The organism is Kitasatospora sp. MBT63, from assembly GCF_000710465.2.
Lineage (GTDB): Bacteria > Actinomycetota > Actinomycetes > Streptomycetales > Streptomycetaceae > Kitasatospora.
On sequence record NZ_JAIZ01000827.1, the window covers coordinates 17,487 to 36,436 of the forward strand.

Annotated in this window: 16 protein-coding genes and 1 pseudogene; 11 read left to right on the forward strand and 6 right to left on the reverse strand. The window is 71.9% G+C overall.

The window, feature by feature from the left end; genetic code table 11:
• Positions 1–50 precede the first annotated feature (50 nt).
• The 4 genes from AA75_RS43640 to AA75_RS43655 all read left to right on the forward strand — a co-directional run bounded on the left by AA75_RS43640 (position 51) and on the right by AA75_RS43655 (position 4,013).
• Positions 51–644: a TetR/AcrR family transcriptional regulator gene (locus AA75_RS43640; protein ID WP_033826112.1), complete on the forward strand. Its 594-nt coding sequence runs from the start codon at positions 51–53 to the stop codon at positions 642–644.
• A gap of 81 nt (positions 645–725) precedes the next feature.
• Positions 726–1,805, forward strand: a complete 1,080-nt coding sequence (locus AA75_RS43645; RefSeq protein WP_051814438.1) for an SDR family oxidoreductase — start codon at positions 726–728, stop codon at positions 1,803–1,805.
• 273 nt (positions 1,806–2,078) lie between these two features.
• The gene (locus tag AA75_RS43650; RefSeq protein ID WP_051814442.1) at positions 2,079–3,092 is read left to right on the forward strand and encodes an SDR family NAD(P)-dependent oxidoreductase; all 1,014 of its coding nucleotides are present in this window, start codon (positions 2,079–2,081) and stop codon (positions 3,090–3,092) included.
• 135 nt (positions 3,093–3,227) lie between these two features.
• Positions 3,228–4,013 carry an ATP-grasp domain-containing protein gene (locus tag AA75_RS43655; RefSeq protein ID WP_051814444.1) on the forward strand — a complete coding sequence of 262 codons (786 nt, stop codon included), beginning with the start codon at positions 3,228–3,230 and terminating at the stop codon, positions 4,011–4,013.
• A gap of 70 nt (positions 4,014–4,083) precedes the next feature.
• Here AA75_RS43655 and AA75_RS43660 read toward each other — a convergent pair whose 3' ends face one another.
• From AA75_RS43660 to AA75_RS48815, 3 genes are all read right to left on the reverse strand, one after another.
• Positions 4,084–5,118 carry a LuxR C-terminal-related transcriptional regulator gene (locus AA75_RS43660; RefSeq protein WP_033826113.1) on the reverse strand — a complete coding sequence of 345 codons (1,035 nt, stop codon included), beginning with the start codon at positions 5,116–5,118 and terminating at the stop codon, positions 4,084–4,086.
• 30 nt (positions 5,119–5,148) lie between these two features.
• Positions 5,149–5,604: an ester cyclase gene (locus AA75_RS43665; protein ID WP_033826114.1), complete on the reverse strand. Its 456-nt coding sequence runs from the start codon at positions 5,602–5,604 to the stop codon at positions 5,149–5,151.
• Between the two features lie 148 nt (positions 5,605–5,752).
• Positions 5,753–6,549 (reverse strand): IS5 family transposase gene (locus tag AA75_RS48815; RefSeq protein WP_199520568.1). Its coding sequence is split into 2 segments (ribosomal slippage): positions 5,753–6,213 and positions 6,213–6,549, totalling 798 coding nucleotides; the frame shifts between segments, so codons are not numbered across the junction.
• Between the two features lie 87 nt (positions 6,550–6,636).
• On the opposite strand from AA75_RS48815, the pseudogene AA75_RS46830 reads away from it, so the two are divergent.
• The 3 genes and pseudogenes from AA75_RS46830 to AA75_RS43685 all read left to right on the forward strand — a co-directional run.
• A pseudogene (locus AA75_RS46830) lies at positions 6,637–6,820 on the forward strand (IS5/IS1182 family transposase); the annotation flags it as partial.
• Between the two features lie 62 nt (positions 6,821–6,882).
• Positions 6,883–7,422: a winged helix-turn-helix domain-containing protein gene (locus AA75_RS43680; protein ID WP_033826117.1), complete on the forward strand. Its 540-nt coding sequence runs from the start codon at positions 6,883–6,885 to the stop codon at positions 7,420–7,422.
• Positions 7,419–7,958 (forward strand): transposase, encoded by a 540-nt coding sequence (locus tag AA75_RS43685; protein ID WP_033826118.1) that lies wholly within the window; start codon positions 7,419–7,421, stop codon positions 7,956–7,958. The genes AA75_RS43680 and AA75_RS43685 overlap by 4 nt, the downstream gene beginning before the upstream one ends.
• Before the next feature lie 590 nt (positions 7,959–8,548).
• Here AA75_RS43685 and AA75_RS43690 read toward each other — a convergent pair.
• Positions 8,549–8,959 carry a hypothetical protein gene (locus AA75_RS43690; protein WP_033826119.1) on the reverse strand — a complete coding sequence of 137 codons (411 nt, stop codon included), beginning with the start codon at positions 8,957–8,959 and terminating at the stop codon, positions 8,549–8,551.
• Positions 8,960–9,293: 334 nt separating this feature from the next.
• On the opposite strand from AA75_RS43690, the gene AA75_RS43695 reads away from it, so the two are divergent.
• Entirely contained in the window at positions 9,294–9,497 is a 204-nt protein-coding gene (locus AA75_RS43695; protein WP_033826120.1) for a cold-shock protein, read from the forward strand.
• A gap of 963 nt (positions 9,498–10,460) precedes the next feature.
• Here the strand turns inward: AA75_RS43695 and AA75_RS43700 are convergent.
• Complete coding sequence (locus tag AA75_RS43700; RefSeq protein WP_033826121.1) at positions 10,461–11,021, reverse strand: SMI1/KNR4 family protein; 561 nt, start codon at positions 11,019–11,021, stop codon at positions 10,461–10,463.
• Between the two features lie 268 nt (positions 11,022–11,289).
• Between AA75_RS43700 and AA75_RS43705 the strand changes: the two genes are divergently transcribed.
• Entirely contained in the window at positions 11,290–14,484 is a 3,195-nt protein-coding gene (locus tag AA75_RS43705; RefSeq protein WP_368666641.1) for a DEAD/DEAH box helicase, read from the forward strand.
• 116 nt (positions 14,485–14,600) lie between these two features.
• Here the strand turns inward: AA75_RS43705 and AA75_RS43710 are convergent, their stop codons facing one another.
• Positions 14,601–16,796, reverse strand: coding sequence for a M4 family metallopeptidase (locus AA75_RS43710; protein WP_035982053.1), 2,196 nt, complete (start codon positions 16,794–16,796; stop codon positions 14,601–14,603).
• A 667-nt stretch (positions 16,797–17,463) separates the two neighbouring features.
• On the opposite strand from AA75_RS43710, the gene AA75_RS43715 reads away from it, so the two are divergent.
• Complete coding sequence (locus AA75_RS43715; protein ID WP_033826122.1) at positions 17,464–18,468, forward strand: NAD-dependent epimerase/dehydratase family protein; 1,005 nt, start codon at positions 17,464–17,466, stop codon at positions 18,466–18,468.
• Between the two features lie 95 nt (positions 18,469–18,563).
• Complete coding sequence (locus tag AA75_RS50625) at positions 18,564–18,950, forward strand: VOC family protein (RefSeq protein ID WP_033826123.1); 387 nt, start codon at positions 18,564–18,566, stop codon at positions 18,948–18,950.

Here is an 18,950-nt window from a genome sequence, read left to right on the forward strand (position 1 = left end):
TCGGCGGTGTTCGGTGGACGCGAATATGCAGACCGGTCTATTGTTTCCGTATGGGAGTCAAGGGCGAGGAGACCCGGGCCCGGCTGATCGCCGGCACCCGGGCGCTGATCGAGGCGCACGGCTACGTCGGTACCGGCCTCAACCAGATCGTGGCCGAGAGCGGCGCACCGCGCGGCTCGCTCTACTTCCATTTCCCGCAGGGCAAGGACGAACTGGTCGCCGCCGCCCTGGCCGACGCCGGCCGGGAGGTCGAGGACCTGCTCGCGTCCCTGGTCGCCGAGGGCGCGGACAGCGGTGCGATCACCCGTCGGCTGATCCAGGTCTTCGCCGACCGGCTGGAGCGTTCCGACTACGCCAAGGGCTGCCCGATCGCGACCGTCGCGCTGGAGGTCGCCGGAACCAACGAGCCGCTGCGGGCCGTCTGCGCCGGGGTGTACGAGCGGTGGCAGCGCGTTCTGGCGGAGTGCCTCGAACGGGAGGGCCTCGGCCCTGCCGAAGCAGCCACCGGCGCCGGGCAGGCGCTCGCCCTGCTCGAGGGCGCGGTGATGCTCGCGTCGGTCCGGCGCAGCCGCGAGCCGCTGGAGGACGCCCAGTACGCAGTCCGTCACCTGATCGGCAGCCGGAAGCCTGCCGACCCCTCCTGAGGCGTGCGGTGCTGTCGTCCGCGCGCCCTCGGCGTGACCAAAAAATATAAAGACCGGTCTATAGATAAATGGAGTCCGCCCATGACCCGCACACCGTCCGATCCGCCGCCACCCCGCACCCTCGTCCTCGGTGCCACCGGCTTTCTCGGCCGTTGGCTGCTCCTGGAACTCCTCACGGACGGCGAACCCGTGGCCGCCGCCGTCCGCGGGGGCGCCGACACCGCGCTGCGCCACTGGCTGCGCGAGCACGGCACCGATGACACCACCCTCACCACCGTCACCGCCGACCTCACCCGCCCCGGCCTGGGCCTCACACCCGAGGACGACGACCGCCTCGCCGCGATCCGCGACGTCCACAACCTCGCCGCCCGCTACCAGTTCGGGCTCACCCGCGCCCAGGCCGAGCCCACCAACGTCGACGGCGCCCTGCACGTCCTCGACTGGTGCGCCACCCGCCCCCACCTGCGCCGCCTCGTCCACCTCTCCGGCTACCGCGTCGGCCGCGAGCCCGACCCCCGCCACCCGCTCACCCCCCGCGCCACCGACGAGCTCTACGCCCGCCTCGGCGCGTACGAGGCCTCCAAGCAGCTCGGCGACACCGCCGTCCGGGTGACCGCGCCCCGCCTCGGTGTGCCGCTGACCACCGTCAACCCCAGCAGCGTCATCGGGCATTCGCAGACCGGTGAGGCCGGCCAGTACCTCGGGCTCGCCCAACTGGTCCGTCAACTGCACCGCGGGCGCCTCCCCCTGCTCCCCGGTACCCGGGGCACTTTCGTGCCCGTCGTCACCGTCGACCACCTCGCGCGCTTCCTCGCCGCCGTGCCCGCCCACGACGAGGCGCCCCTCGCGGCCCACACCGTCCTCGACCCGGACACCCCGCCGCTCCCCGACCTGATCGCCACCCTCGCCGCCCACCTCGGCGTCCGCCCACCCCGCGGGCTGATCCCCGTCGCACTGGTCCGCCGCCTGCCCCGCGCCCTGACCGGCGCCGACCCGGAGACCCTCACCTTCCTCTCCGAGGACCGCTACGACACCACCTCCGCCGACCGCCTCGCCACCGCCGCCGGCCTCACCCACCCCCCGCTCGTCCCCGCCCTCCGCCGCTGGGCCACCCGCCTCGTCGCGGGCGGCTTCGGCGCACCGGGCGGATCCCGCACCTGAGGTGAGGTCAGGTTGCACCGGCCCCAGGGGATCCGACGGCCTGACCGGTCACGGCCTCCCCTCTGACGGGGTGTGGGGTCGCCAGAAGGAGACGGTGGGGGTGACCGCAGTTGGGTCGACGATGCCGGTGGGCTGTCAGCGGGGGACAGCGTCCTGCCGGTGGGATGTGAGTGGCACCTGGGAGCGTCGGACCCGGGCGTGGCCGACCGCCCGCCCGCCCGACGCCAGACCACTCCGAACCACCGGGACCCCGCCATGCCTGCCGCATCTGCCATGCCCGCCCCGCCTGCCGCGTCCGAAGAGCCCTCCACTGCCCGGGGCCTGCAGTGGGACGTCCACCGGCTGCCCCGCGCCGACGGGAAGAACTTCCTGGTCACCGGCGGCAACGCGGGCATCGGGTACTTCGTCGCCGAGCAACTCGCCGGCACCGGGGCCACGGTCGTCCTCGGCAGCCGCGGCCGCGCCAAGGCCGAGAACGCGATCACCTCCATCACCTCGCGCGTCCCCGGCGCCAAGGTGAAGCACCTGCCCCTGGACCTGGCCGATCCCGCCTCGCTGAAGGCCGCCACGCACGCGCTGGGGCTGGACCGCCTCGACGCGGTCGTCCACAACGCCGGTGTGGCGCTCGACAGTCCACCGCGCCGCGAAACCACCAACGGCCACGAGCTGATGTTCGCAACCAACCACCTGGGGCACTTCGCCCTCACCCACCACCTGCTCCCCCTGCTCACGGCGGCCCCGGGGAGCCGGATCGTCACCACCGGCAGCTTCGCCGCCAAGTCCGAACGCCTCGACCTCGACGATCTCCACAGCACGCGCGACTACCGGCCCAAGCGCACCTACGCGCGGTCGAAACTGGCCCAGATGCTCTTCGCCGTCGAACTCGACCGCCGCCTGCGGGCCGTCGGCAGCACGACGCTGAGCGTGGTCGTCCACCCCGGCGGCGCGCTCGACTCCCTCACCCCCTCGCGCCCGCCGTTCCACGTCCGAACCGCCGGAGAGCGGCTGCGCCACCTGCCGCTCGGCCTGCTCGTCCAGGGCAAGGACTCCGCCGCCTGGTCCGCCGTACGGGCCGTCCTCGACCCGGGCATCGGCGGCGGCCAGATGGTGAGCCCCCGGACGTTCGGGCTGCGCGGTACGCCCAGGATCGAGCCGCTCTGGACCCACCTCGCCGACACCACGACCGCCGCCCGGCTGTGGGCGGCCAGCTGCGAGCTGACCGGTACCGACCTGACGTTCGCCGCAGTGACAGGGGCCGGTGGGGCCGGACGCTCGGCGACCGGATGAGGCCGGACCCGCTCCGCCGGATTATCGGCTGCGGTGGCGGGGGCGGCGAGGCTAGCGTGGCGGTTCGCAGAGCGGCGAAGACGAAGGCGGAGGAGGGGCGCGGTGCTGGTCATGCCTGGGCGGCGGACATCGACGATGGAACTCCTGGCCGCCGAGGCGGCGGGTCGCGGGATGGCGGTCCGGGCCGCCGAGGCGCTCGGCCCGGAGACGGGTCCGGCGTACTGGTACGGCGGCCCGGTCGCGGGTGAGCGGCTGGCCGGCCGGCTCGGGTTCGCGCTGCTGGAACCGGCGGACGGCTGGCTCGCCGACCTGCCGGAGGAGTTCACCGGGCGGGAGGTCCGGTCGGCGACCGTCGCGGACGCGAGGGCACTGGACCGGCCGATGTTCGTCAAGCCGCCTCGCGACAAGTCCTTCCCGGCGGACGTCTACGCGGACGGTTCCCGGCTGCCCGGCGGCCTGGACCCGGCGGAGCCGGTGCTGCTCTCCGAGGTCGTGACATTCGCGGCCGAGTACCGGCTGTTCCTGCTGGACGGACGGATCGCCACTGCGAGCCGGTACGCGGTGTTCGGCCGGCTCGATCCGCGCCCGCTCAGGACGGACGGCACGCACACGCCGGGCGGGAGGGAGCGGAGCGGCGGGACGGAGCACGAGGACCGGGCCGTCGCCGCGCAGATCACGGAGTTCGTCGAGCGGCTGGTCGCCGCGGCGGGGCACACGCTGCCGAGCGCCGTCGTCCTGGATGTCGGGCAACTCCTCGACCCGTACGTCCCGGGCCACCGCTGGGCCGTGGTCGAGGCCAACATGGCGTGGTTCTCGCACGCCTACGCCGCCGACCCGGCGCGGGTGCTGGACGTCGTGCTGCGTGCAGCGGGGCCGCGCGAGCAGGTACGGCCGGCGGACCTGCCGTTCGTCCGCCACTGACCCGACGCGGACGAACCGGGCGGCGCCGAACCGGTGGACGCCGGAGTGGTCGACGCCGGGCCGGTTGCCGCTACCTGAACCCCGACAGGTCCGCCAGCACCACGGCGACGAGCTCCCGGCGGCTCCGGACACCGAACTTGTCGAATACCGCGGTCAGGTGCTCCTGCACGGTGTTGGCCGAGATGTGGAGTTCGTCGACCAGCTGGCGGGTCGAGTGTCCCCGGATGACCAGGGCCGCGACCCGGGTCTGGGCCTCGGTGAGTCCGTGGGCGCTGAGCAGGACCGCTCCCAGCTCCGCCGGCCGGGCCGGTTCCACGACCACGCCGATCTGCGGACCCAGGCGGCTGGTGTGCAGGGCGAGCCACCGCCCCGAGCGCCCGCGGATGCGGACGGTCGACGGCACCGGGCCGGCGGCGGCCGCGAGCACACTGACCGGCAGCCGGCCCGCCTCCTGCCGGTCACCGTCGGGGAAGTCGCTCAGCCACTGCTCGGCTTCCGGGCTCATGGACACGGTCCTGAGCGCGGAGTCGAGCAGGATCAGACCCACCCCGTCCGGGCCGGCGGCGACCGGTGAAGGCGGCGCGGCGGTCACCGCCGTGCGCAGGCCGGCCGCCAGCACCGGGGCGATGCGCCGGACCAGGGCGATCTCCTCGGGGGTGAAGCCCGGGGAGGAGGCCTCCCGGTGCAGGCACAGCACGCCCCAGCAGCGGTGCCCGGTGACCAGCGCGGCGCGCAGTTCGTCGCCGAGTCCGAGCGGGGCCATGATGTCGCGGTAGCGGGCGCTGTCCGTCCGGTTGCCTTCGGTGGCCCGGTCCAACGAGCCGACCGGATCCGCCGCCCGGGCGAGGCCCGCGAACTTGTTGACGTCCGGGCCCCCGAACTCGTTGTCGAGGAACATCGCCGTCGCGGGACCGAGCGGGTCCTCGGCGGTCGCCGAGGTGAACAGCAGGGTCACCGGATCGACGGTCGCGGAGAAGGCCGCCTCCGCCGGGACCACCCGGCGCAGACGGCGGACGATCTCCGTGCCCAGCGTGGTGGTGTCCAGCCCGCCCCGGCACCGTCGTTCGATGTCGGCGAGCCGGCGTTCCACGGCCGCAACTGCCACGGATACGAGCCTACTCCCGACCACCGCGGGCTACCCGGGCCCCTGGGCGAGCCCGAGCTGGCGCAGCAGCCCCAGCTCGTCGAGCCGGCCCCAGCGCTCGACGATGCGGCCGTCCCGGAGCCGGAAGATGTTGATCCCACGGAGCGTGACGGTGCGGCCGGTGGCCGGCGCACCGAAGATCTCACCGCGCTGGGTGCCGCTGGCGCTGAAGTGCTCAACGACCAGGTCGTCCTCGGCGACCATGAAGTCGGGAGCGGCGTGCCAGTCCGGGAACGCCCCGCGGAACAGGGCGGCGGCCGCGCGCATGCCCTCACGGGTGGTGTCGGAGCCGACGGGCGGGTCGTGGTTGAGGAAGTCCTCGGCGAGGTACGTGTCGACGGCCGTCAGGTCACCCTTGGTGAACAGTGCGTCGATGAAGGCACGCACGGTCTCCCGGTTGGCTGCGAGTCGGTCGTCTGCGATTCGGGTCTTCTCGATGGTGTCCATACCCACAGTCTTCGACGCCGCGCGGGCCCCGGGTACCCCAGAAAGCTGGGGTTTCTCCATGCGACGACCCGCGGTGGCTCCGTTCATGAGAACCGGTTCTGGCTCGTCTTCGAACTCCTGCGGAAAGAGGTCCTGCTAAGAAGCCATCTCATTTGGCCAGCCGGCGATGGCAGATGAGTGCCGCGGCGATGGTGGCGAAGGCTGCGAAGTGGTCGGCTTTGCGTTCGTAGCGGCGGTGGAGCCGACGGAAGCCGCCCAGCCATGCGACGGTCCGCTCGATCACCCAGCGGTGCCGGCCGAGGCGGCTGGAGGACTCGATGCCGCGGCGTGCGATGCGGGTCGCGATCTGTCGTCGTCGCAGGTAGGAGCGGATGAAGCGGTGGTCGTAGGCTTTGTCGCCGTGGAGCCTGCCGGGCCGGCGGCGCCGGGGGCCGCGGCGGGAGCGGATCGGTGGGATCGCCTCGACGAGCGGAATCAGGGCCTGGCTGTCGTGCAGGTTGGCGCCGGAGATCGCCAGCGACAGGGGTAAACCGGTGCGTTCGGTGAGCAAGTAGATCTTTGACCCGAACTTGCCCCGATCGACAGGATTCGGACCCGTCAGGTCCCCTTTTTCATGGCCCGCATGTTCACGGAGTCGACCGCGCACCTCGACCAGTCCAGCTCACCCTGCGAGCCGAGCTCGTCCAGGACCAGGCGGTAGAGCTTGGCCCACACCCGGGCCGCGGTCCACTCGGTGAAGCGCCGGTGGGCCGTCGGCCCGGACGGGCCGAAACACGGCGGCAACTGGGCCCACGTGCACCCCGATGTCGCCACGAACACGATCGCCGCAAGCACTTCGCGGTCCCCGTGCCGGCGTCGGCCACCGCCCTGCGGGCGCGTCGGTGCCGCTGGCACCACCCGCTGGAACAGCTCCCACAACTCGTCCGGTACCAGCCGCTCCACGATCGTCACGAGAGCAGCCTACAAGCCCAAATGAGATGGCTTCTAAAGGCTGTCCCGCAACTGTCCGCCTGGTTCGGCGTTGGTCACGGCATGGGTGGGGTGATCCCAGTGAGCGATCCGATGTGGATCGAGCCGTTCTCGGGGTTGAGCGAGCCGCGGTTCCGCAAGCTGGTCGCCGCTGGTCCGCCGTCGCGGAGGTGACGTCCAGCGCGGCCGGCCGCGGCGGCTCTGTCTGGAGGACCGGGTGCTGCTGGTTGCCACGTACTGGCGGACTACTGAGGTTTTCGTTCTGTTGTCGGTGGTGACAGGTAGTGATCCCTGCGGTATGCCGGTGGTATGCGGTACGCGCAGGGTGGGGGCCTGACCGCTGAGCGGCGGGCGTTTCGTGAACAGGTGCGGCTGGAGGCCGGGGTTCGGTTCGAGGCGGGTGAGAAGACGGCGGTGATCGCCCGGGAGCTGCGGTTCAGCGAGCGGTCGGTGGAGCGTTGGCGGCGGGCCTGGCGTGAGGGCGGTGCGGATGCCCTGCGCTCGGCGGGTCCGGCGAGCGTGCCGAAGTTGTCGGCGGCCCAGTTCGCCGAGTTGGCGGCGGAGTCGGGCAAGGGGCCGGCCGCCCATGGCTTCGAGGAGCAGCGCTGGACGCTGGTCCGGGTCCAGGCGGTGATCGGCCGACGGTTCCGGATACGGCTGTCGATCGCGACCGTGTGGCGGTTGCTGAAGCGGCACGGCTGGTCCTGGCAGGCCCCGGCCCGCCGGGCACTCGAGCGGGACGAGCACGCGGTGGAGCTGTGGAAGCAGGAGGTGTGGCCGCGGATAAAAGCACCGCGGCGGCGCTCGGGGCCTGGGTCGTCTTCGAGGACGGGGCAGCATTCGCGATGACGCCGCCGCGTGCCCGCACCTGGGGCCGGCGCGGGCACACGCCCGTGGTCCGGGTCCGGGGACGTTCCCGGCGCCGGATCTCGGTGGCCGCGCTGTGCTGCTACAAGCCCGGCGGGCAGAGCAGGGTGATCTACCGGCCACGCTTCCACATGCCACTCAAGGGAGCCCGCAAGAGCTTCGCCTGGACCGATTACCGCGACCTCGCCGTCCGGGCACATATTCAGCTCGGCGGCCCGATCGTCCTGGTCTGGGACAATCTCAACACTCACCTGCCCGTCGGCATGAAGCAGTACGCGGCGAAGCACGACTGGCTCACCGTCTTCCAACTGCCCCCATATGCACCGGACCTCAATCCGGTCGAGGGCATCTGGTCACTCCTGCGTCGCGGCCCGACGGCGAACACCGCGTTCACCGATCCGGATCACCTCACCCGCACCCTCCGACGCGGACTGCGGCACATCCCACTTCGACCCGCCCTTATCGATGGATGCCCGGCCGGCACCGGCCTGCCACTCACCCCATCGACTCCACCCTGAAAGCCTCAGTAGGTAGACCGTCACCCGGTGCGTGGGTAGGGCGGACTGGCACGCGTATCGGTGAGCCGAGGGGGCAGCCCGGGGTCGAGTTGCTCTCCAGTCGCACAACGCCTGCCGGACGCCCAACGGCTGGTCGTTCTTGTGCCGTCCGTAGCCAGGGTTTCCGCGGCCACGGGTTGCCAGGCCGGGGAAGATGGCGGCGAAGAGGTGGACGATGCCGATCGGCTACTGTTCGGCTCGGTCAGCCAGCCTGGTCCCGAGCAGCGATGGGGCCGTTCGGCCCTGATGCCGGGCGGGGGCGAGAGTACTGTGGGAAGTGGCCTGCAGGGCGAGCGAGGGAGTTCGACCGGATGGCCTCGGGCGATGGGCGGAGGCTCCGCGCGGGGCGTTTGTCGACGGTCGGGCTGAGAGGCTGGAAGGTCTGTGAGACCGGAAGGCGACCTCCACCACCTGATCCGGACCATGCCGGCGAAGGGAGCCCACCTTGCAGGTTTCCGTCTGCCCGACCGGCACCGCTGCGAGACGCGATCCGTGACGAGGGACGGCAGAGCGGCCCAGGGGCCCGGTGGACGGCGGTGTGCGACTGTCGGTCATAGTCGGCCTGTGGCGTGCGGCGGACTTCCTGGCCACACTTGGAACGCCTGTGAAAACCCCGCCGGCGGTCCGGCGTGGAAACGGGCGCGGATCAGCGCCTCGACCCTGACGACGGCATCGGTTCGACCGCTGAGCTCCACTTTCACCGGGTCGGCACCGGCATCCGCGAGGGCAACCGGCTGCGCGGTGGTGTCTTCGATCGTCGCCGACGTGTCCACCTGCCACCGGGTGCGGACCACCTGATCGGCGGGTGAGACGTAGTCCCCTGCCGTGCCAGGACCCGGGACGGTGATCAGCCTGAATGACTGCCCCACTGTGTCGGCGACGACGTTCGCCAGGGGTGGCGCACCGGAGATCGACATGTGCACCATGGCGCTCGGTTCGCGCGAGCCACTGGTACTGGTCATCGCTCTCCTCCGCGGTCGGTTCCCCTCCCAGGGTCTGCCTGTGCGAGGCCTCCCGCATCTGTTCAGCAGGGAGTTTCGCTCGCGTTCGCGGACGCCGGCGGCCCAAACCGAAGCGCGTACGGGCGCCACAGCCGCGCGGCTCCGTGTCCGGTTCAGCTGCCTGGTTGTGGGGCCCCTGCGGTGTAACGTCGTAATCAAGCAGTCGTGGTTCCGAAGTCCCGCCCGCGGGTACCTGCCGTGGGCGTACTTGTTGTTCAACGCTTCTCCGGACCAAGGCGATCACCTCCGGGCCCGTACCAGCGGGACCCGATCGGTTCCCACGAGGGAGAAGCGCATGGCTACCGGCACTGTGAAGTGGTTCAACGCGGAAAAGGGCTTCGGCTTCATCGAGCAGGACGGCGGCGGCCCCGACGTGTTCGCCCACTTCTCGAACATCGATGCCCAGGGCTTCCGTGAACTCCAGGAGGGCCAGAAGGTGACCTTCGACGTCGTGCAGGGCCAGAAGGGTCCGCAGGCCGAGCACATCCGCCCCGTCTGACCTTCAAGCACATGAGCGGGCGCTCCTCACATGTCCGTGTGCGGGCGCCTCTGCGTCTGCGCCGGCACACGAGCCGCACCGTCATCGGCGGCCGCACCCGGAGATTCGCGACGCCCGCCCCGGCAAGGGGGCGGGCCTGGTCGGGCTGTCGCTGCTCGCTTCATGAGGTCGGCGCTGGTAGTCACATGTGCCCCGGGACGAGCTGGTTCTGGCGTGGGTGTCGGTCCAGGCTGGGTTGCCGAGGGGCGGTACTGGGATCTGAGCCAGTGCGCCGGACACCGTAGGACGGGCACGGGCACGGGCACGGGCTGCGGGCTCGGCGGTTTCCGTGCGGTCGAGCCTGGCGGGCTCACACCTGCCGAGTGAACCCGCGTGCCAACGACCGGATGCACACACGGTGCAGGGGCGGGCCACGGTGGGGATTTGAATCTCATCGCACTGCTGGAGCTGGACGGACCGGCGAACGTACGGCTCCTCACGGCCGAGGGACTGCCCGCCACGCCGAGTACACCCGTCGTCCGGGGCGCCGCCCGCACGCCCATCCTGGCCGAGTCCACCCTCTGCGGGCTATCGACCCGCGGCATGCAACCTGACCGACTTACAGCACCCCGCCGCACCGGGTGACCCCTGGTGGCCGTCGCGCTGGCACCGACACACCTGCTCGGTCTCCCGGACGTCCGTCCCTGGGGTACCAGTGAGCGAAGTCCTCGTCGTGCCACAGCCCGTCCAGCCGGTCCCGCACCCATATCGCGGTCGTGCCAACCGGGTTGCTCGCCCGTGCGATCTGCGCGGTCAGAGGTGGAACATGCTCGCCGGAACGGGGGCGCAGGGACAACGGGCACCTCGAGAGCGTCATCGGTCTACGGAACAGCCCGAGCATGCCCGTCGACCATGCTGCCGCACCGGAAAACTCCAAGATCCCCGACAGAGTCAAGTTGGCTGGCTGAGTACCGCTTCGGCCATTCAGAGGTGAGGCCAGGGATCGATGCCCGCCTCCTTGAGACGTCGTTCCTCCCGCCAGTTCAGGAAGACCGGCCGGTCCGGGGAGAACATGCCCATGGGTTGAGGACTGATCTCCTCGGTCAGGAACCCGGAGAGGAAGTCGACCATGCCGCAGTCGTACTCGACCCAGTCACCACTTCGGGTGAGTACGAGAGTGGTCCAGCTGTCGGGATCCGGATCCGCGGTGTTCCAGAACGCCTGGTTGGCGCTGCAATCCATGGCCCACGAGATCCTCCCCTGCAGGACCGGGCCGTCGCCGGGGTCCAGGTCGAGGAGCTCATACCCGCACTCGGTCAGCACCTCGAAGCTCAGGGGGCCGCGAGGGCCTTGGGCGACCTCCAGCGGCAGCCCTATGGACAGCGAGCAATTGATCGACCCGCCACCGTAGGTGGAGACGAAGTCGCGGTAGTCCGCCGGGAACGGAGTGCCCCACCTGCCGGCAGCCTCGTCCCAGTCGATGGGATCGCCGGCTCCGGGGTGCGGCGGCAGAATCCCAGCCAGTCGGGCCGCACTCGGGTGCATCAGTAGTGCCTCTCAGCGAGCTCGGACAAGGCCCTGCCGAGCGTTCGCATGTGCGCGTGGCCGACCACCACGTCCTGAAACACCCTATTGATCACGCCTCGGCGAGGCGAGCTCTGTGAACTGTGGTCGCCGACCACCGAAGGTGAGCTCGTTAACAGAGCCACGCGGGCGAAGGCGCGGCCCGCGCCGGTCGCCCTTCCCGGCCCGCACTACCACGTGCCCGGACCCCACTGGCACCGGCCGGGCCCCGGCTGACACAGTGAGCACCGTGCACGAAACACACGACCAGGCCGGTGATCTGACGGTTCCGCAGCTCATGGGCGACAGGTGGGGGAGCGACCTGCCGGTAGACGGCCTGCTGCCGCGCTTCGCCGAGCCGGGCTGGACCTACCAGGAGCAGCTGCCCCGCCCGTGCCCCGGCTGCGACGGGCCGTTGCACTCGCTGCGCCGCCCGTACGAGTCCATGGGCCGCCAACTCCGCTACGTCGCCATCGTCTGCCCCGCCTGCCCGGCTGCGTTCACGCTCGCCGACCTCGGCGCGAAGACCTACGACAAGCTCCTGCGGGCCGCGCCCACGGCTCCGCCCGCCGCTCCCACGGTTACCGTCCGCGCCGCGGCACGGCTGGTGGCCGGCCTCGACACGGGTTCCTGCCAGGCCGGGCCCGGCGTGACGGTCACCGCGATCCGCCTGCCCCGCCCCTCCCGGGAACCCGTACCCCCGGCCGCCCCGGCGTGGCCCGAGGACCTGCCCCTGCCCGCCCAGAAGGAGACGCGGGCCCTGTGGTGGGCCAAGATCACCGACCCCGCCCGGAGCGTGCCCGAGCCCGCGCTGCGCGCCGCCGACGACGTACGGGTGATCGTTCCGGCGGGGGAGCGGTTCGAGGACCTGCGCCGCACCCTCACCGGCCTCGGCGCCCGGGTGCGCGTCGCGGAGCACTGGGCGGAGGACGAGGTGGTGACCACGCTCTCCGACCTCGGCGCGCCCGTGGAGCCGGCCGCCTGGCCCGGCGGCGCGCAGTCGCCGGTCACCGGCCCCGCCGCGTACGCGGCCCGGGACGCCTTCGCCGCCCAGTGGGACGCCCTGGACGACCTCCCTGACGGCGACATCGAGGCGTTCGTCCCCGTCGAGGACCTGGTTCCCGAGGACTGGCGGGCGCTGCTGCCGCACCCGGCGTTCAACCCCGTCCAGGCCGCCGCCGTCCCCGCCGTCACCGACGGCGACGAGCACGTGGTGGTCGTCGCCCCCACCGGCGCAGGCAAGACCGCGATCGGCATGGTCGCCGCCCTGACCGCCCACCGGCGCGGCCGCAAGGCCGCCTGGCTCGTCCCTCAGCGCTCCCTGACCGACGAACTCGACCGTGACCTCGCCGCCTGGCGCGCGGCCGGGCTGCGGGTGGTCCGCCTGACCGGCGAAGCCGCTGTCGACACCGACCTCATCCGGGACGCGGACCTGTGGGTGGCCACCACCGAGAAGTTCGAGGCGATCTGCCGCGCCGGCTCGCTGCGCGCCGCGCTCGCGGAGGTCGGCTGCCTGGTCGTGGACGAGATCCACCTGCTCGGCGACCCGGTCCGCGGGCCGGTCCTGGAGGCCCTCCTGGCCCGGGTCCGCGACGACGCCACCCGGGTGCGGATCGTCGGGCTGTCCGCGACCGTCGCCAACGCCGACCAGCTCGCCGCCTGGCTCGGCGCCCGTCTGGTCCGCTCGCCGTGGCGGCCCACCCGACTGACCTGGCAGCTGCCTGCTCTGCCTCCGGAGGCCGACGCCTCCGACTGGGCCACCCGCAGCCAGTTCCGTACCCGCCGCACCGTCGACCTCGCCCGCCACCACACCGCCGACGGCGGCAGCGTGCTGGTGTTCTGCGGCAGCAAACGCTCCGTGCGCACCACCGCCCTCGCCCTGGCCCACGACCGCGGCGTCGACACCACCGGCGCCGACCCGGACGACAGCGACCTCGTGGAGCGCCTGTGCACCAAGGCCGGTGTCCGGCTCCACTACCGCGACTGGCCGCACAAGCGCGAGGCCGAACAGGCCTTCCGTACCCGCGCGGCCGACATCCTCGTCGCCACCTCCACGGTCGCCGCCGGGGTGAACCTGCCCGCCCGCGCGGTCATCGTCCGCGACACCCAGATCGGCATGAGCCGCATCGAGGTGTCCATGGTCCAGCAGATGTTCGGCCGGGCGGGCCGCATCGGCGCGGGCGAACGTGAAGGGTACGCGTACCTGCTGACCACCCCCGGCGAACGCCACCACTGGCAGGCCCGTCTCGCCGCCGGATACACCGTCACCTCCCGCATCCGCGAGCGTCTGCCCGACCACCTGCTCGCCGAAGCCGTCCAGAGCCGCCTTGCCACCACCGCGCAGGCCGAGAACTGGTGGAAGGGCACCTTCGCCTTCCATCAGGGCCACCACCCCTTCGACCCCCTCCACGACGCCACCGACTTCCTCACCGACGCCGCCTACCTCACCCGCAGCCCCGACCCGGACGGCGGCGACGACCACCTCGGAGCCACCGAACTGGGCCGCCTCACCAGCCGTTTCATGGTCGACGCCGACCTCGCCGCCACCGTCGCCGAGGCCACCGCCCAGCTGCCGGTCCCGCGCGATCCGGACACCGCCGAGGACACCCTCATCACCACCCTCGCCACCCGCCTGCCCGTGCTCGAACAGGCGCCCTTCACCGACCGCGCCAAGACCGAGCTCTACAACGTCCTGCGGACCCTCGGCGGGCCGTACGGGTCCGAGCCCGCCGACGACCAGGAGGAGGACGACCGGGAGCCGGTCGCCGGTGATCTCGCGCGGGCGGTCCTGCTGCTGGTCGCCCGCGCGCCTCGCGCGTTCCGCGGCCGGCCCGCCTACATCCGCGGCATCCCCGCCGACTCCATGGCACCGGTCCTGGACGAGGCCCGGCGCTACCTGGCCTGGCTCGGCGCCCAGGGCCCCCTCGCCACCGTCCACCCCTGGATCGCGCTTACCGCCGCCGACCTGGCCCACCGCGTGCGCTGGCGTACCCTCGCGCCTTCCCGCGGCGCCGGCCGGCTGCTGTGGATGTGCGAACAGATGGCCACCCCCGTGCACGCCCACGCCCTCGTCCCCGGCATGTGGCAGGCCGCCCGCGCCCGCGGCATCGACTCCCCGGACTGGCCCGGAACCACGCCACCCGCCAGCTGTCGGCTCACCCCCGCCGACTACCTCACGCTGCTGAACTCCCGCGCCACCGGCACCGAGATCACCCTCCACCCCGACCACGCACGCGTCCGCGCCCCGCGCGGCGCCACCGTGGTCACCTGGAACGGCTCCGCCCTCGCACGTCACACCAGCACCGGCGGCACCACGGAGGTCCGTTGTCCCGCACCACGGGACGCCGACCCCTCGTCAGGACGTACCGGGGCCGCCGTCTTCACCCGCGCCGACCGCACCACGGCCGGCTGGCCGGACGCCTACAACGCCGCGCCCCCGGCCTGACGCGACTACGGGCGGCGCGACCGTGGCGGCGAGGCCGCGGTGGTCGCCGGAAATGCGGTGGACCCGGGCGGGACGTCGTGCGTCCACCGCCCGGGTCCACCGGTTCGGGGCCGGGATCAGCCGGCGGTCACCGAGGTGTCGTCGATCAGGAAGCTGGTCTGGAGGGAGGAGTCCTCCGTACCGGTGAACTTGATCGTGACGGTCTTGCCCTTGAACGCCGACAGGTCGAGCGTGCGCTGGACGTAGCCGGAGGTGGCATCGGCGTTCGAGTAGGTCGCCAGGGTGGTCGTCGTGGTGCCGTTGACGACCTGGACCTTCAGGGTGTCGTACGCCGTGCTGCCGGTCTCGGCGGTGGTGATCCGGTTCCAGAAGGTCAGCTTGGGCGCGGTGGCGGTCGCCGGGATGCTCACCGACTGGGAGAGCGTGTCGCTGTGCGCGGAGCCGTAGCCGTCCAGCCAGGCGTAGTACGAGCCGGTGCGGGGGGCCGCGCCCGCGTCATTGGTGATGACGCCGGAGGTGCCCGTCCAGGGGGTCGTGCCGGACTCGAAGCCGGGGTTGAGCAGCAGGTTGCCCGTGGACGGCGGCGGGGTGGTGCCGCCGCCGCAGGTGGTGGCGGTCGGGGCGACGGAGACCGCGCTCCATGCCTTCTCCACCGCGGCGCACTGGGTGCTGCCGGCGCCGTACAGGTCCTTGGCGGCCTTGACGGTGGCGGTGCGGGCACCCGGGTAGTCGGTGTTGGAGGTCATGTAGGTCGACAGCGCGCGGTACCAGATCTTGGTGGACGCGTCGTTGCCGATGCCGGCGACCGAGGAGCCGTCGCAGGTCGGGCTGTTGCCCCACTGGGACTGGCCGGAGCCGACCGCGAGCAGGTAGAAGAAGTGGTTGCCGACACCCGAGGAGTAGTGCGGGTTGAGCGTCTTGGTGCTGGTGGACCAGCACTTGACGGACTTCCCGTCCTTGCTCGGGTCGTCCATCCAGCGCAGCGGGGTGCCGTTGCCGTTCATGTCGATCTTCTCGCCGATGAGGTAGTCCGGCGTGTCGGCCGGGCTGTTGGCGTTGAACTCGACCATCGTGCCCATGATGTCCGAGGTGGCCTCGTTGAGGCCGCCCGCGTCACCACTGTAGATCAGGCCGGCGGTGGCGGCGGTGACGCCGTGGCTCATCTCGTGGCCGGCGACGTCGATCTCGGTGAACGGCTTGGAGCCCACGGCGCCGTCGCCGTAGATCATCGAGAAGCTCGCGTCGTCCCAGCCGGCGTTGTCGTAGTTGGTGCCGTAGTGGACGAAGGAGCGGGCGCCGACACCGTCGTTCTTGATGCCGTTGCGGCCGAGGACGTTCTTGTAGAAGTCCCAGGTGGCCTGGATGCCGTAGTGGGCGTCGACGGCGACGGTGGCGCGGTCGGTCAGGGCGTTGTTGCCCCAGACGTTGTCGGCGTCGTTGAGGGCCACGCCCCAGCCTGCCGGCGGGGAGTCGTCGGTGGTGGTCTGGTTCTGCGCGTCGCGGGTCTCGCCGTTGCCGCGGACCGGGTCCTTGAGGGTGTAGCTGGTGGCGGAGTTCTGCGTGGTGCTGACGCTGACGTTGCCGACCTGGTAGCCCTTGCCGGTACCGGTGGAGGCCGCGGCGGCCAGGGCGGCGGCGGGGGCGGCTGCGGCGGCGGGCGCCGACACGGCGGTGGGGGCCGCCTTGGTCGTGACGCGCTTGGTGCCGTCGGGCAGGATCGCGGAGAAGCCGTCCCAGCTCTCGCCGGTGGCGCCGGTGAGGGCGTCGACCAGGACGTGGAGGTGGCTGGGGGAGTGGTCCGCGCCGGTGCCGTTGAGCACGACCTCCCAGACCAGCTTCGGCGAGGCGCCGGTGACGTCCACGGTCAGGACGGCGGTGCTGCTGCCGCGCGTGCCGCTGAAGAGCGTGGCGGCCTTGGCGATCGCCTGCTGATCGGTGACTGAGGGGGTCACCGAGAGCGAGAGCGGCGCGGCCTGGGTCAGGCTGGCGGAGTCGAGGGTGCCGTTGGGGGCGGAGTGGACGACCACGTCGCCGCCGCGGACGGGGAGGCCGCGGTAGGTCCGGTTGAAGTGGACGTGGCGAGTGCCGTCCGCGTCGACCTGCACGTTGGTGGCGACGAAGCGGTCGTCGGCGCCGGCCTTCACGGCGTCAGGGTGGGCCGCGACCTGGGCGTTGGCGTCCTGGACGGCCTTGCTCTGGGGAGCCTGGGGCTGCGGGGCGGGGGCGGCGGCCACGGCGGGGACCCCGGCGCCGGCTATGACGAGGGTGCTGGCTGCGAGGATGAGCGAGCTGCTCAGAAGTGATCTCTTCATGCCGCCGAAGCGTGCTGGTTCATATGAATACCAGTCAACGCATGACAATTCTGCAAAAATTAACAGACTTCAAGTTGATGGTTGATGTGAACAGTTCGAAGCTGAACGTTTCCTGTGAGAATCTGCCCCAACCTGGGAGTTCTTGATCGCGAACAGTCGAACGGGGTGCAGGCGGCCGAGCCGCGGCTGTGATCCATCTCACGCTGCCGTGGCGGTTGGTGGGGGACCGTCGGTAAGCCTCAAACTGCCTGTTCAGGGGTGTCGGCGTTCTTGATCATCGGCCGTTGGACCCGGCGTTCGGACGGTGCCGGTGGACGGAGGACAGCACGATGTGTCCTCCCGACCCCGAGGTCCGCGACGCCACCGCCTTCGTCCTGGCGACGGCGGCCGGCGGGATCCCGCGCACCTCCTCCGCCCTGCACGGCAGACCGGCCGCCCAACTCGCCCGCGAAGGACCGGGACGAACACGCTCCCGCGTGGCGGCTCGGCGAGCGGTTCCAGCAGGTGCCGTGGATCCCCCCGGTCTCCGACAGCAACGGACTGCGCCGCTGCATCCACGACGTGCTCACGCCGGACGTCCCCTGGAGCAGGGTGCGGTGAGCCCCCGCCAGGAAGGCGGAGCGCGCCGGCCGTGTACGGGCGGCCGGCCGTGGACAGGCTGTCAGGTATGAAGATCCTCGTGCTGGGCGGCTCCAAATTCCTCGGGCGTGCCTATGTCGTAGACGCGCTCGCGCGAGGCCATCAGGTCACCACCTTCAACCGCGGGGTCAGCGGTGCCGACCTCGACCACGTGGAGGCGGTACGCGGCGACCGGACCCGGCCGGAGGACCTGGAGCGCCTGGTCGACGGACGGCGCTGGGACGCGGTCGTCGACACCTCGGGACAGCAGCCGTACGACGTCGCACAGACCGCCCGGCTGCTGCGCGGCCGCGCCGGCCACTACAGCTTCGTCTCCTCCGTCCACGCCTTCGCCGACTGGCCCGCCCGGCCCGTCGACGAGTCGTCCCGGACGCTGGACTGCCCGGCGGACACGCCGCAGGACCAGCCGTTCGCGACTGCCCTCAAGGCGGGCTGCGAGCGTGCCCTGCTCGAGCAGTTCGGCGAGCACTCGTCCGTCCTCAACTGCGGTCTGCTCTACGGCCCGCACGAACCGATCGGGCGGCTGCCCTGGTGGCTGGAGCGGATCGCCCGGGGAGGCCGGGTCCTCGCCCCCGGCGACCCGGCCCGGCCGATGCAGCTGATCGACGCCAGGGACTTCGCCGCCTTCGGGCTCGACCTGATCGACCAAGGCCTCACCGGACGCTTCGTCACCACCGCGCCGATCGGCCGGACCACGTACGGCGACTTCCTGGACGCCTGCGTCCGCGCCACCGGATCGGACGCCGAGCTGGTCTGGACGGACGACGCCACCCTGCTCGCCGCCCAGGTCGAACCCTGGAGCGAGCTGCCGCTGTGGGCCCCGGACACCCCCGACTGGCAGGGGGCCTGGCGTGCCGACAGCGCCAAGGCGGTGGCGGCGGGGCTGCGCTGCCGTCCGGTCGCCGAGACCGCGCGGGACACCTGGGCCTGGCTGCGCAACGGCGGTTCGGCCAAGGTCACCTACACCCAGGGGCTGACCGGAGTGCCGATCGGCATCGAGGCCGAGAAGGAGCAGCGCATCCTGGCCGGTTGAGACCGCCGGGCACCCGCCCGTCCCACACGGGCCGGACGGGCGCCGGCCGGCGAATCCCGTGGACGATCTTCTGACCGGGCGTCATAGTGTCGGCCATGGCTTCTCTCATACATCATGTGACCATCGACTGCGCCGACACCTACCGGCTCGGGTCCTTCTGGGCCGCGGTCCTCGAGACCAAGCTCGCCGACGACGACAAGCCCGGTGACCCCGAGGCTCTGATCGTGGGGGAGCGGATGGACCTGCTCTTCGTCGCCGTCCCCGAGGACAAGGCGGGCAAGAACCGCCTCCACTTCGACCTCCAGCCCTCCGACCGCACCCGCGACGAGGAGGTGGAACGGCTGCTCGCCCTCGGCGCCACCGTGGTCGCCGACCGCCGCCGCCCGGACGGCAGCGGCTGGGTCACCATGGCCGACATCGAGGGCAACGAGTTCTGCGTCGAGCGCAGCGCCGCCGAGCGCGCGGCCGCCACGAGGGCCTGA